Annotated in this window: 13 protein-coding genes and 1 tRNA gene; 10 read left to right on the forward strand and 4 right to left on the reverse strand. The window is 67.9% G+C overall.

Annotated elements, in window-relative coordinates; genetic code table 11:
- Position 1 precedes the first annotated feature (1 nt).
- Complete coding sequence (locus NL2_RS11120; protein ID WP_068074895.1) at positions 2-661, reverse strand: COQ9 family protein; 660 nt, start codon at positions 659-661, stop codon at positions 2-4.
- Positions 662-694: 33 nt separating this feature from the next.
- On the reverse strand, positions 695-1,354 hold the full coding sequence (locus NL2_RS11125) for an ankyrin repeat domain-containing protein (RefSeq protein WP_245647657.1): 660 nt from the start codon (positions 1,352-1,354) through the stop codon (positions 695-697).
- A gap of 68 nt (positions 1,355-1,422) precedes the next feature.
- Between NL2_RS11125 and NL2_RS11130 the strand changes: the two genes are divergently transcribed.
- The 8 genes from NL2_RS11130 to NL2_RS11165 all read left to right on the forward strand — a co-directional run bounded on the left by NL2_RS11130 (position 1,423) and on the right by NL2_RS11165 (position 8,954).
- Positions 1,423-2,067: an SCO family protein gene (locus tag NL2_RS11130; RefSeq protein ID WP_068074901.1), complete on the forward strand. Its 645-nt coding sequence runs from the start codon at positions 1,423-1,425 to the stop codon at positions 2,065-2,067.
- Between the two features lie 2 nt (positions 2,068-2,069).
- Positions 2,070-2,549 (forward strand): YcgN family cysteine cluster protein, encoded by a 480-nt coding sequence (locus NL2_RS11135; protein WP_068074992.1) that lies wholly within the window; start codon positions 2,070-2,072, stop codon positions 2,547-2,549.
- Positions 2,542-3,315 (forward strand): M48 family metallopeptidase, encoded by a 774-nt coding sequence (locus tag NL2_RS11140; RefSeq protein ID WP_068074903.1) that lies wholly within the window; start codon positions 2,542-2,544, stop codon positions 3,313-3,315. Before NL2_RS11135 ends, NL2_RS11140 begins: the two co-directional genes overlap by 8 nt.
- Before the next feature lie 55 nt (positions 3,316-3,370).
- A complete protein-coding gene (locus NL2_RS11145) occupies positions 3,371-6,361 on the forward strand; it encodes an L-glutamate gamma-semialdehyde dehydrogenase (protein WP_245647658.1) in 2,991 nt (996 codons plus the stop codon).
- Between the two features lie 43 nt (positions 6,362-6,404).
- Positions 6,405-6,851 carry a hypothetical protein gene (locus NL2_RS11150; protein ID WP_068074905.1) on the forward strand — a complete coding sequence of 149 codons (447 nt, stop codon included), beginning with the start codon at positions 6,405-6,407 and terminating at the stop codon, positions 6,849-6,851.
- Positions 6,838-7,830, forward strand: coding sequence for a bifunctional diaminohydroxyphosphoribosylaminopyrimidine deaminase/5-amino-6-(5-phosphoribosylamino)uracil reductase RibD (gene ribD / locus NL2_RS11155; protein ID WP_369405444.1), 993 nt, complete (start codon positions 6,838-6,840; stop codon positions 7,828-7,830). The genes NL2_RS11150 and ribD overlap by 14 nt, the downstream gene beginning before the upstream one ends.
- Before the next feature lie 13 nt (positions 7,831-7,843).
- Entirely contained in the window at positions 7,844-8,461 is a 618-nt protein-coding gene (locus NL2_RS11160; protein WP_068074908.1) for a riboflavin synthase, read from the forward strand.
- A gap of 133 nt (positions 8,462-8,594) precedes the next feature.
- On the forward strand, positions 8,595-8,954 hold the full coding sequence (locus NL2_RS11165) for a helix-turn-helix domain-containing protein (protein ID WP_157083136.1): 360 nt from the start codon (positions 8,595-8,597) through the stop codon (positions 8,952-8,954).
- Between the two features lie 84 nt (positions 8,955-9,038).
- Here the strand turns inward: NL2_RS11165 and NL2_RS11170 are convergent, their stop codons facing one another.
- Positions 9,039-10,211: an amino acid aminotransferase gene (locus NL2_RS11170; RefSeq protein ID WP_068074914.1), complete on the reverse strand. Its 1,173-nt coding sequence runs from the start codon at positions 10,209-10,211 to the stop codon at positions 9,039-9,041.
- Positions 10,212-10,359: 148 nt separating this feature from the next.
- On the reverse strand, positions 10,360-11,199 hold the full coding sequence (locus NL2_RS11175; protein WP_068074916.1) for a DUF1134 domain-containing protein: 840 nt from the start codon (positions 11,197-11,199) through the stop codon (positions 10,360-10,362).
- 273 nt (positions 11,200-11,472) lie between these two features.
- Here NL2_RS11175 and NL2_RS11180 point away from each other — a divergent pair.
- Positions 11,473-11,565, forward strand: a tRNA-Ser gene (locus NL2_RS11180).
- A gap of 396 nt (positions 11,566-11,961) precedes the next feature.
- Positions 11,962-12,243: a hypothetical protein gene (locus NL2_RS21175; protein ID WP_157083137.1), complete on the forward strand. Its 282-nt coding sequence runs from the start codon at positions 11,962-11,964 to the stop codon at positions 12,241-12,243.
- Positions 12,244-12,413 lie beyond the last annotated feature (170 nt).

Here is a 12,413-nt window from a genome sequence, read left to right on the forward strand (position 1 = left end):
GTCAGCGCGCCGGGTAGCGCAACCTGCCGAACAGCCGGGTCAGGCTGAAGCTTTCGTCGCGCGGCTTGAGCACGCGCGCCTTGGCCTTTTCAAAGCGCATGATGCCTTCGATCCGCCGGTCGAGGAACGCCCGCGTCTCGGCGTGACCCTCGCTCTGGTCCTGCGCGTAAACGCCCAGCGTGGCACTGTAGATCGCGCCCAGGATCGCGCGCTTGGTGTAGTGGTTGTAATCGGTCGCGGTATCGCCCGCGAGGCGCCACATCGCATCGGCGCTGGCCCAGCCGAGCCGGATGCTGCGCGGTGCGTTCTGCGGCATCGCCATGATCGCCAGCGCGCGGCGCAACGCTTCCTCGCTGCCGCCCAACGCATCGAGTCGATACTGCACCAGCCGGCGAATGCGTTCGCGGATCGGCAGTTTCGCCAGCGTTTCGGCAGGGAGCGCCGCAGCCATGTCGGCATCGATCCGCGCGATCCACGCCGCGATCAGTGTCATCGGTCCGCCGCTGAACGCCAGCCGCGCAACCGCCGGGTCGACGCCTTCGGCCTGCGCCGCGCCGTCGATCGCGGCATCACTCCAGCCATCGAAGATCGCGGCTTGCGCCACGGCGGGCGCGAGCGCGAGGCGCAGTTCATCGAGCGTGGCGTCGGCAGGCACGGCCATAGTCAGCGGAGCCTGCTCACAGCGAAAGCCCGATCACAGCGACGGGCCATACGTCTTGCCGGTCTTGGCGGTGCCCGTCTTGGCCGCATTCTCGATCTCGCTCAGCGCCGGGTTGGCGTGGCCATCGAGCGTGGCGTAATCGCGCGCCGAGCGGCCGGAATTGTCGGGCCGGTTGGGGTTGGCGCCAGCTTTCAGCAGCATCCGCGCCACCAACCCGTCGCGACGATGGACCGCCGCGATCAGCGGGGTTTCGCCGGTGTCGTTGGGTTCATCGACCCGCGCGCCCAGGCTGATCAGCAGTTCCACGCCATCGGTAAAGCCCAGGTTGCAGGCCAGCACCAGCGGCGTCACCCCGCGCACGTTGCGCGCGTTCACGTTGGCGCCGTGCGCGGCAAGGAAGCTGATCCACGCCGCGTCGCGGCGCTGGGTCACGATGTGCATTGCGGTGTCGCCGGTGGTGATGTCGCGCGTGTTGACGATGGTGGTGCCGGGCTCCGCCAGCGAATCGGTGACCTTCTGGCCGTCCTTCTTCTTGACCGCCTCGAGGAATTTGTAGCCGTCCGAAAACTGCGCCTGCGCCGGTATCGCCAGCGCCAATCCGCCGACGAGCGCCAGGGCCGCCAGCGCCGCGCGCGCCGCCAACGCTCCGCGCACCACCGTGATGCCCCGCGTCATCCGCCACCGCTTTATCACCGAGAATTCCTCCTGTTGCGTGCCCGTCGCGCCAGACTCGGCCCTTGCAAGCGGCAGGTTAGCAGAGCATGAACCGGCGCGCCATGGCCCCCACCCATCCCGTCCGTTCGCGCCTGCTGGCGCTGCTGAACAGCGCACCGCTGGCGCTGCTGCTGACGCTGGGCGCGTGCGGTCAGGGCGCCGGTTCCGCTGCGGTCGAACGCCCCCCGCTGGAAGGCGCGGCGATCGGCGGCGATTTCACGCTGGTCGACAAGGCGGGCAAGCCGGTGCGCTGGGCCGATTTTGCCGGCAAGTACCGCATCGTCTACTTCGGCTACACGTTCTGCCCCGACGTCTGCCCGCTCGACCTGCAACACATCATGCAGGGCTACCACCTGTTCGCGCGCGACCACGCCGCGCTCGCCCGCGACATCGTGCCGCTGTTCATCACGGTCGATCCGCAGCGCGACACGCCCACGGTGATGGGGGAATACAGCGCCAACTTCGGACCCGAGCTGATCGGGCTGACCGGCACGCCCGAAAGCGTCGCGGCGGCGGGCAAGGCGTTTGCAGTCTATGCCGCCAGGCGCCCCGGCGCGACGCCGGGCAGTTATCTGATGGACCATTCGGTCACCGCGTTCCTGATGGGCCGCGACGGTAAGCCGATCGCGCTGCTGCCGGCGGAGAAGGACGGCAAGGCTGTGGCCGCCGAACTCGCGCGGTGGGTGCGCTGACGATGGCGGATGCGCCTGTCGACAAGTTCTGGGAACGCCCGGTCGAGACGCTCAATCGCGACCAGTGGGAGGCCTTGTGCGACGGGTGCGGCAACTGCTGCCTGCACAAGCTGGAGGATGAGGATACCGGCGCGGTGCTGCGCACCAACGTCGCCTGCCGACTGCTCGACCTCAAGACCGCGCGCTGTTCGGACTATCGCCACCGCCGCGCGCTGGTGCCCGATTGCCTGCGGCTGACCCCCCGGTTGGCGGCGGAATTGCCGTGGCTGCCGGTGACCTGCGCCTATCGCCTGCGCGCCGACGGCGATCCGCTGCCCGCATGGCACTATCTGGTGTGCGGCGATCGCGAGGAAGTGCACCGCGCGAAGATTTCCGTCGTCGGCCGCGCGATCAGCGAAGTGCTGGCCGGGCCGCTGGAAGAGCATATCGTTTCGGAAGACGGCGTGATGTTCGATCACGACTGGGACGAGACCGATGATTGACTGGCTGCGCCGTCCGCCGTTCGCCCGCACCGGTCGCGCCGCGACGCCAGCCGAACCCGCGCGCCCCGAGCCCAGACGCACGGTCTCGGTCGGAGGGCGCGACCTGCCGCTGGTCGTGCGCAAACTGCGGCAGGCGCAAAGGATGACGCTGCGACTGGCCCCCGATGGCCGCGAAGTGCGCGTGTCGATCCCGGCATGGGGCCGGGTGGGCGAGGCCGAGGCTTTCGCGCGCGACCGCTCGGACTGGCTCGCCCGGCAGCTGGCGACGGTCGCCGCGCCCTCGCTGGTCGAACCCGGCGCCACGCTGCCGTATCGCGGCGAGGCGCTGGTGGTGAACTGGCAGGCCACAGCGCGGCGCACGCCGGTGCTCGACGATGGCGCGATCGTGGTCGGCGGCCCGCTCGACGGGCTGTCGCGGCGGTTGCAGCGCTGGCTCGAGGCGGACGCGAAGCGTCTGTTCGCCGACGATCTGGCGCATTACTGTACCCAGGCGCGTGAGGACGTTCCGCCGTTGGGCCTGTCACGCGCTCAGCGGCGCTGGGGCAGCTGCGCGGCGGACGGCACGATCCGGGTCAACTGGCGGCTGGTGATGGCGCCCGATTTCGTGCGCCGTTCGGTGGTGGCGCACGAAGTGGCCCACCTGGCCCATTTCGATCACAGCCCGGCGTTCCACGCGCACCTCGATCGCGTGTTCGAGGGCGACATCGCGGCGGCAAATCGCTGGCTGAAACGATCGGGGCGGTCGCTGTACCAGCCGTTCGGGTAGCGTTCGCTTGCTGTAATTGGTCGCATTTGCAACCGGATTGAACTAGGGGCCGCGCATGGATTCGCCCGCTCTCACTGCCGCCCGCGCCGACATGCGCCGCCTACACCGCCTTGCCGAGCCAGAGGTCGTCGGCGCGCTCGTCGCCGCTGTCCCGGTCACCAAGGGCGACGAGGATGCCATCCGCCGCGAAGGCGCGCGCCTGATCACCGAACTGCGCAAGGGCCAGGCGCAAGGCTGGGTCAACCGGTTCATGGCCGAATATCGCATGGACAGCGACGAAGGACTCGCACTGCTGAGCCTGGCCGAAGCGTTCCTGCGCGTGCCCGATCCGGCCACCGCCGACTTGCTGATCGCCGACAAGATCGGCGAGGCCAACTGGCGCGCGCACAGCGGCAAGTCCTCCTCCGCGCTGGTCAATTCGGCCACCTGGGGGCTGGTGCTGGGCCGTGCGGTGATCGGCGTGGAGCCGCAATCGGGCGTGCTGCGGCGGCTGATCGCGCGCAGCGGCGAACCGTTCGTACGGCAGGCGGTGGGCGCGGCGATGAAGCTGATGGGCGAAGTGTTCGTGATGGGCCGCACCATCGACGAGGCGACGGACCGCATGCGCCGTCCCGAGAACGCCGGCTTCACCGCCAGCTTCGACATGCTGGGCGAAGGCGCGCGCACCTATGACGATGCGCTGCGCTATTTCGAATCGTACCGCAACGCCATCGCGGCGGTGTCGCGGTCTGCGGGCGAAGGGCACTCGATCTCGGTCAAGCTGTCCGCGCTCCATCCGCGCTATGAAGCGGCGCAGGCCGCCACCGCACTGCCGCAGCTGACCGACATGATGCTCACGCTGGCGCGTCAGGCCGCGCAAGGCGGCATCGCGCTGACGGTCGATGCCGAGGAAAGCGAGCGGCTCGACCTCAGCTTCGATATCATCGCGGCCATCGCCGCAGATCCAGCGTTGAAAGCGTGGGACGGGCTGGGCATGGCGGTGCAGGCGTATTCCCGCCGCGCCCGCGCGGTGTGCCGCTGGGCCGATGCGCTGGGCGAGGCCACCGGCCGCACGATGAAAGTGCGGCTGGTCAAGGGCGCGTACTGGGACAGCGAGATCAAGGCCACGCAGGAGCAGGGCCTGCCCGATTACCCGCTGTTCACGCGCAAGGCGCACACCGACGTTTCGTACCTCGCCTGCGCGCGCGACATGCTCGCCGCGCGGCATATCGAGCCGGCATTCGCCAGCCACAACGCGCGCACCGTGGCGACCATCGTCCACTGGGCGCGCGAGCTGGGCAAAACCGGACAGGACTTCGAATTCCAGCGGCTGCACGGCATGGGCGACGGGCTGTACGAAAATCTCGTCCAGCAGGCGGGATTCCGCTGCCGGGTCTATGCCCCGGTCGGCGGGCATCGCGACCTGCTGGCCTATCTGGTGCGGCGCCTGCTGGAGAACGGCGCCAACTCCAGCTTTGTCCACCAGCTGGCCGATGCCGATGCGAGCATCGACGATCTGCTGGCCGATCCGCTGGACAAGGCGCGACTGAGCGGTGGCTCGCAACATCCGTCGATCCCGACCCCGCGCGATCTGTTCGAGCCGGTGCGCGGCAATTCGGCGGGGATCGACCTGAATGACCGGGCGGTGCTGGCGGAACAAGCCGCCCGGCTTCATGCCCGAGGCGGACACGCGGTCAGCGGCGACGCCGACGTGGGCGGATGCATCGGCAAGGCCGAAGCTGCCGCGCCCGCATGGGCCGCCACCCCGGTCGAACACCGCGCCGCGATCATCGAACGGCTCGCCGACTTGCTCGAAGCGCGCCGCGACGAAGCGTTTTCGCTGCTTGTCCACGAAGCGAAGAAAACGCTGCCCGATGCGCTGGCCGAACTGCGCGAGGCCGCCGACTTCTGCCGTTACTACGCCCGCCAGGCGCGCGACCTGATGCAGCCGCAACTGCTGCCCGGCCCGACCGGTGAGGTCAACGTGCTGCACATGGTGCCGCGCGGGACATGGGCGGCGATCGCGCCGTGGAACTTTCCGCTAGCGATTTTCTTGGGGCAAGTCGTGGCGGCGCTCGTCACGGGCAACGCGGTGGTGGCCAAGCCCGCGCCGCAAACGCCGCAGATCGGCCGCTGGGCGGTGGCGCTGGCGCACGAGGCGGGCGTGCCGCGCGACGTGCTGCAGATCGCCGTCGGCGGCGCGGAAGTCGGCGCGGCGCTGACCGGCGATGCGCGCATCGCGGGCGTGGCCTTCACCGGATCGGTGCCGACCGCCCGCCGAATCGCGCGCGCATTGCTGGAGGACGAGACGCGCCCCCTCGTGCCGCTGATCGCGGAAACCGGCGGGATCAACGCGATGCTGGTCGATTCGACCGCGCTGCCCGAACAAGTGGTGCGCGACATCGTCACCAGTGCGTTCCGCTCTGCCGGGCAGCGCTGTTCCGCGCTGCGCCTGCTGCTGCTGCAGGATGACATCGCGACACGCACGCTCGATATGCTGGGCGGCGCGATGGACGCGCTGGTGGTGGGCGATCCGGCCGATCCCGCAACCGACGTCGGCCCGGTGATTGACGAAGCGGCGTATGCCCGGCTGATGGCCTATCGCCACGACCGCGCCGATCGCATCGTCAAGACCGTGACCGTGCCCGAAGGCGGCCTGTTCGTGCCCCCCACCGTGATCCGGCTGGACACTGTGGCAGACCTCGACGCCGAATGGTTCGGCCCGCTGCTGCATGTCGTGACGTGGAAGCCCGGCACGCTGGAACAGACCATCGCGGCCATCAACGCCAAGGGCTTTGGCCTGACCATGGGCCTGCATAGCCGCATCGCGCGCGTCGCCGAAACGGTCGAGGCTTCCGCCAAAGTCGGCAATCTTTACGTCAACCGGTCGATGATCGGGGCGGTCGTGGGCAGCCAGCCGTTTGGCGGCGAGGGCTTTTCGGGCACCGGCCCGAAAGCGGGCGGCCCGCACTATCTGGCGCGATTCTGCCTGGAGCGGGTGACCTCCACCGACACCACCAGCGCGGGCGGCAACGCCTCGCTGCTGAGCCTGGACGAAGAGATTTGAGCGCGGGCTGGCGCATTGCGCGCCGCGCCCCTATCTTGGCGCGATGAAAGGCTACCTCAAGCACGTGTCGCCCGTGGGCGGATTGCGCGATTTCTGGAATCAGCTGCGCGCGCCGCAGCCGCACCGGTTGCGCTTCATCCTGGCGGCCGGGGCGATTACCGGCGGGATGTTCTACCTGATGATCGGCCAGCATTGGTCCGGGCTGCCCAAGCCGCCGCAGGTCACTTATTTCCCCAGTCTGGCCGAAGGGCGCAGCGACAAGCAGATCGTCAGGGACAACATCGCCGCGACGAAGAAGGCCAATGCCGAAAAGGCGCAGGACGAGGCCGACGACGCGGAAATCCGCAATCGTTACAAGGCAGTCGGCGATTACTTCGGCATGGACACCAAGACGCCGTCCCAGCAGGGTGATGCCGAACGTGCCGCCGCCGCCAAGGCCGAGGCGGCGCGCATCGCGCAGATCCTCAAGACCAACGTTGTCCACCACTGATCCGGGCGGTCCGCGCCGGACCGACGCCGACTGGATGGACGCCGCCGCCGCGCTGGGCGTGCGCGGTGCCCCGCAAAGCCGCCCCAATCCCGCAGTCGGCGCGATCATCGTGCGCGATGGGCGGGTCATAGGGCGCGGGTTCACCCAAGCCGGCGGGCGCCCGCATGCCGAGGCGATGGCGCTGGCGCAAGCCGGCGAGGCAGCGCGCGGGGCCACGCTTTACGTCACGCTGGAACCTTGCGCCCATGCCAGCGCGCGCGGGCCGGATTGTGCGGGGCTGGCTGCACGGGCAGCCCTCGCCCGCGTGGTAATCGGCTGCACCGATCCCGATCCCCGCACCGCAGGCAGCGGCATCGCCGCACTGCGCACCGCCGGGATCGACACCGCGTTGCTGCCCACCCCCGCCGCACTAGCTTCGCTGCGCGGATACCTGATGCGCGCGGCGCAAGGCCGCCCCTACACCACGCTCAAGCTGGCGATGTCGCTCGACGGCAGGATCGCCCTGCCCGATGGCACCAGCCGCTGGATCACCGGGCATGAAGCGCGCGCCCACGGCCATCTCGAACGCGCCCGCGCCGACGCGATCCTTGTCGGCGGCGCGACCTTGCGCGCCGACGCACCCAAACTCGACGTGCGCCTGCCTGGGCTTGAGGCGCGCAGCCCGGCGCGCTGGGCGCTGACACGCGGTGCCGCGCCCGATGGCTGGCAGGCGGTGGCGGACATCGCCGCGCCCCACGCGTTCGGTGATGCGCAATTCCTGCTGGTCGAAGGCGGCGGCGGGGCGGCGGCCACGTTCCTCGCCGCCGACCGGGTGGACCGCCTGCTGCTGTACCGCGCGCCGATCGTGATCGGAGCAGGGCGGCCCTGCATCGGCGACATCGGCCTCGCCTCGCTCGACGCAGCGCACGGTCGCTGGCGCCTGACCGACCACCGCCGCCTTGGCAGCGACACGCTCGACGTCTACGAGCGGACCCGCTGAAGGAGGAAGCCGCATGTTCACCGGGATCGTCACCGAAGTCGGGCGGATCATGGCCATAGAGGATCGCGGCGACCGGCGGGTGACCGTGGCTTGCGCGATGGACCCGGCCAGGATCGCGATCGGCGCCTCCATCGCGTGTTCCGGCGTGTGCCTGACCGTAGTCGATCGCGGCGGCACGACCGGCGATGCATGGTTCGCGGTGGACGTTTCGGGCGAGACGGTGGCCTGCACCGCGCCCGCGCAATGGCAGACGGACCGCGCGCTCAACCTCGAACCCGCGCTCAAGCTGGGCGATGAACTGGGCGGCCACATCGTTACCGGCCACGTCGATGGCGTGGGCGAAGTCGCCAGCGTAGCACCCGAAGGCGCATCGCTGCGGATCGCCATTGCCGCCCCGGCGGACCTTGCCGCCTATATCGCCGCCAAAGGATCGATCACGGTGGACGGCGTGTCACTCACCGTCAACGCGGTGACCGACCAGCCCGATGGCACCGCGCTGTTCGCGCTCAACATCATCCCCCACACCGCGCACGCAACCACGCTGGGTGCGCTGGTCGCGGGCGACCGGGTGAACCTGGAGATCGACGTGCTCGCGCGCTATCTCAAGCGGATGCAGGCGCTCAAAGGATAACGTCGTCCCGGACTTGATCGCTTGCCATTGCTATGTCGCCTTGTTACCATTACTGACAACATCGAGGGCATTGCGAAGCTTCGCTGCCAATTGTGAGAACTGCTGCGGCCATGACCGTTGTTGAAAATTGCTCATGGTAAAAAGCTCGGCCCAGCTCATGCCCAACCGCATCCGCTACTGGCGCAAACAGCGCGACATGTCGCTGCGCCAACTTGCGGACGAAGTGACGCTTGCTGGCCAGAAGCTGCATTTCCCTAACCTGCAACGCATGGAAACCGGCGGGCGCCAGTTGAATGTGCCCTACCTTGAAGTGCTCGGTCGTGTACTGAAAGTATTGCCCGCCGATTTGCTCAACCCCGAACAGGGCGGTCTGAGCGAGGCTGAACGCCAGATCATCGATACCCGGCGTAGCTTGCCCGAAGCCAACCGCGCCATGATCGACGGCGTGATCGAAAGCCAGCAATGTTATCGTGACACGTCGTCCCGGACTTGATCCGGGACCGCTGGCCGACAGGCCCGACGTAGCATCAGCGGGCCAGCGGTCCCGGGTCGAGACCGGGACGTCGCCGCATCAATCCTACCCCGCCACATCCGCCAGCGCGGCCAGGAACGCGTCGATGTTCCCGGCCGTCAGCCCCGCGATGTTGATGCGGCCCGATCCGGCCATGTAGACGCCGTGCTTCTCGCGCAGCGCCAGGATCTGCTCACCCGACAGCGGCAGCATCGAGAACAGGCCATGCTGGTGGCCCAGCGGGGTCATGTCGATCGGCCCGATCCGCCCGGCGGCGGCCAGCTTGTCGCGCACCTGACGCATGCGGGCACGCATCGTGTCGAGTTCGTCGAGCCATTGCGCGGTCAGGCTTGCGTCTTCCAGCACCAGCCGCACCGCCGCAGCCCCGTGATCGGGCGGCATCGACCAGCTGGCGCGCGCGATCGCCGCGCCGTTCGACATCACCGCCGGCAGGCCATCGGCATCGCGGGTCATCGCATAGAACGCGCCGACGCGATCGCGATACAGGCCGAAGTTCTTGTCGCAGCTGTAGGCGATCATCGCCTCGGGCACGGCGGCGAGCACCTTGCGCACGCCATAGGCATCGTCTTCCATGCCCGTGCCCAGCCCCTGATAGGCCAGGTCGAGCAGCGGCAGCACGCCCGCTTGCGCCACCAGCGTGGCAATCTCGTCCCATTGCGCGGGCGTATAGTCCACGCCGCTGGGGTTGTGGCAGCAGCCGTGCAGCAGCACCGCGTCGTCTGCTGTCGCCTCGGTCAGCGCGGCCTTCAGCGCATCGAGATCGGCGGTGCCCTCCGGCGTGACGTGGCGGAAGGTCTTCAGTTCCAGACCGACGGCGGCGACGATCTGCGCGTGGTTGGGCCAACTGGGCGTGCCCATCCACACGCGCTTGACCCCGGCGCGCTTGGCCAGGTCGATCGCCAGCCGCACGCCGCCGGTGCCGCCCGGCGCCTGCATCCCCTCGAGCCGGCTCATGTCGACTGCATTGCCGAAGATATAGGGCTTCAGCGCGTGGACGAAGCCCATGTCGCCTTCGGGCCCGAGATAGGCCTTGCTGTCCTGCGTATCGACCAGCTTGCGTTCCGCGCCCTTGATCGCGGCGAACACCGGGGTGTCGCCCTGCCCGGTGCGGTACACGCCCACGCCCAGATCGATCTTGGTGCTGCGCGGATCGGCATTGTGCAGCTTGATCAGCGCAAGCAAGGCATCGGCGGGCTGCTGGGCAAGGTTTTCGAGCATGGCTGTTTCTGTCGGCATGGGCTGGCGGAGCGACCGGAGCCTGCAACGCGCAGGCGCGGCGCCCCCATGCCGAGCAAGGCGCGTTCGGGCAACCCCCTTATAAGCTGGGCAACGCCGTTATAACGGAGTCACGGTCGCAGCGCCCGTCTCAGAACGGCAGCCATTTCTGCGTGCGCGAGAACTTCATGTAGCCCGCGTTCACCCCCAGCCGCAAACCGACGCCCAGCCGCACGGGGATCAGCACGGTGTTGCCGCGGCGCAAGTAGCTGGCGTTGAATCCGCCGACCAGATAGGCCTGCCCTTCGCCCGCCGGGAACCGCTTGAACAGCTCCTCGCTGTCGTAAAGGTTGTACACCAGCACGAAGCAGTTACCCGCGTTAGCCCCGGCATCGAACCCGATCGACGGGCCCGTCCAGTACACCGGACGTTCGCCCTCCACTTTGTGGTGCAGCGTGCCCGAACCATAGCGCAGGCCCACCACCAGCGCGCCGCCGGCCTCGCGCCCGACGATATAGCCGTTGGGTTCGCCCTGCTTCTTGAGGATGTCCTGGATCATCAGCGCGAGGCCTTTGGCGCCCTTGCCGAACACCCCCTCGGCCGCGCCGATCAGATCGTCGGAATGATAGGTCGCCCCGGCGGTGGAGGTGACCGGCGCCGCGCCCGCTGCGATACTGGCAGACGACTGGCCGGCAACAGACTGGACGTTGCTGACCTCCGCACCCGCCGCGATCGAAGGCCGCGCGTTGGGATCGCCCGGCAGCGCATCGGCACTGGATGGCATCGCGCCGCTCGTCGGGCCACTCGCGGCCGGAAGCGCGGGCGTGGTACCCGGCGCAGCAGTTCCCGGCTGGGGCGCAAGGTCGGAATCGATGGCGGTGTTGGGATCGATCGACTGGACCTGCGCCTGCGCGGGCATGGCCGCGACCAGCGCAAGACCGGCCAGCGCCAGTCCTGCCAACGACCCCATCGAGCGGCGGAGTACCATCATCAATCCGTTCCCATCCCTTGTGCATGCTCGCGAAGGACCCACCCGGTTCGACCCGGGCCGGCGGCAGGGCACGCAAACCCACCTCACCAGAATCCAAGCTTGTGCCCGCCACAATGAACCGGCGATGAGTCGAGTCGAAAACGGGATAGGCCGCCGTCCCGGCCCGGAAATCCGCCGATTTCCCATCCGTTTGCACCAATCGCCGCCCACCCCCGCTTGGCCCTTGCCGCTTTCAAGCACCCTCGCTATAGCCCGCGCTCGCTGCCGCGATCCGGAGACGTGGGTGAGTGGCTGAAACCAACGGTTTGCTAAACCGTCGTACTGGTAAATCCGGTACCGAGGGTTCGAATCCCTCCGTCTCCGCCAACATGCCTTGATTTTATTGCACTTTTCGCAGTGAATCGGCGGCGTTCCCATAATCGTTCCCCGATAGACGCCGCGCTAGGCGCTTAGCCTCACAATGCCGCCGGAAAGGGTTTGCAGATTGAGCAGGCCAGATCAGGGGAGTTTCCCGGCTGGTACGGTTGCAGTTCGACACACACCGTACGCGACAAATCGCGGCTGAAAATAGCGGGAATCCGGGGCGGAGCGGCAATGGCAGCTTCACCGTCAAAAGTGATTGGCACTAAAATTCGCAAGTCAGGATCACGGAAATGCGCATTCCATGATAATCAGCCCCGGACGTAGGGGGCTGACATGGGACTTAGGCAATGGTGGGCTACACAGCGCGAAACCGCTGCACTCACTAGACAATCTTTAGCTTTGAACGACGACAAGGAATTGATCGCGCAACAAGTCCCGGAGTTGATCGGGATGTCGGATGTCGAAGGCATGGCCCATACGCTGGAGCAAATCCGGCAATGGAATTTGACTTGCTCCCCGGACCAAGCCGCAACGCTCGCTAGCCGCCTTGCCGCATCAAACGAAGCGTTCAAGGCGGATGGTCTGACAATGCCCTATTGGGGCAACCTTTGGGTTTTGCGGACTCTCCAAGCAGAGCTTGGTTATGACGTTCCGGCAGTAGCTCCACCTGTAAGCAGGTAATCGAGGCTACAACTGCCGCGCTAACTCGCGCATGTATCGAGCGGCTGCCAATGTTTCGGCAGATCGCCCGCCGTGCTTCCATGCGTTGCGGTTGCCCTCAGGCGCGCCACTGCCCTTGCCGCCGTGCAACCGCTGCAACCGACCGTTCTCGTCCTCCAATGCCCGCAGAT

Origin of the sequence: Novosphingobium lentum NBRC 107847 (genome assembly GCF_001590965.1) — a bacterium.
Taxonomy (GTDB): domain Bacteria; phylum Pseudomonadota; class Alphaproteobacteria; order Sphingomonadales; family Sphingomonadaceae; genus Novosphingobium; species Novosphingobium lentum.

Excerpts from the sequence above, each read along its gene's own strand:
- NL2_RS11160 (WP_068074908.1), top strand. The coding sequence starts at position 7,844 with ATGTTCACCGGGATCGTCACCGAAGTCGGGCGGATCATGGCCATAGAG.
- NL2_RS11130 (WP_068074901.1), top strand. The coding sequence starts at position 1,423 with ATGAACCGGCGCGCCATGGCCCCCACCCATCCCGTCCGTTCGCGCCTG.
- NL2_RS11150 (WP_068074905.1), top strand. The coding sequence starts at position 6,405 with ATGAAAGGCTACCTCAAGCACGTGTCGCCCGTGGGCGGATTGCGCGAT.
- NL2_RS11145 (WP_245647658.1), top strand. The coding sequence starts at position 3,371 with ATGGATTCGCCCGCTCTCACTGCCGCCCGCGCCGACATGCGCCGCCTA.
- NL2_RS11165 (WP_157083136.1), top strand. The coding sequence starts at position 8,595 with ATGGTAAAAAGCTCGGCCCAGCTCATGCCCAACCGCATCCGCTACTGG.
- NL2_RS11170 (WP_068074914.1), bottom strand. The coding sequence starts at position 10,211 with ATGCTCGAAAACCTTGCCCAGCAGCCCGCCGATGCCTTGCTTGCGCTG.
- NL2_RS11120 (WP_068074895.1), bottom strand. The coding sequence starts at position 661 with ATGGCCGTGCCTGCCGACGCCACGCTCGATGAACTGCGCCTCGCGCTC.
- NL2_RS11175 (WP_068074916.1), bottom strand. The coding sequence starts at position 11,199 with ATGATGGTACTCCGCCGCTCGATGGGGTCGTTGGCAGGACTGGCGCTG.
- NL2_RS11140 (WP_068074903.1), top strand. The coding sequence starts at position 2,542 with ATGATTGACTGGCTGCGCCGTCCGCCGTTCGCCCGCACCGGTCGCGCC.
- NL2_RS11135 (WP_068074992.1), top strand. The coding sequence starts at position 2,070 with ATGGCGGATGCGCCTGTCGACAAGTTCTGGGAACGCCCGGTCGAGACG.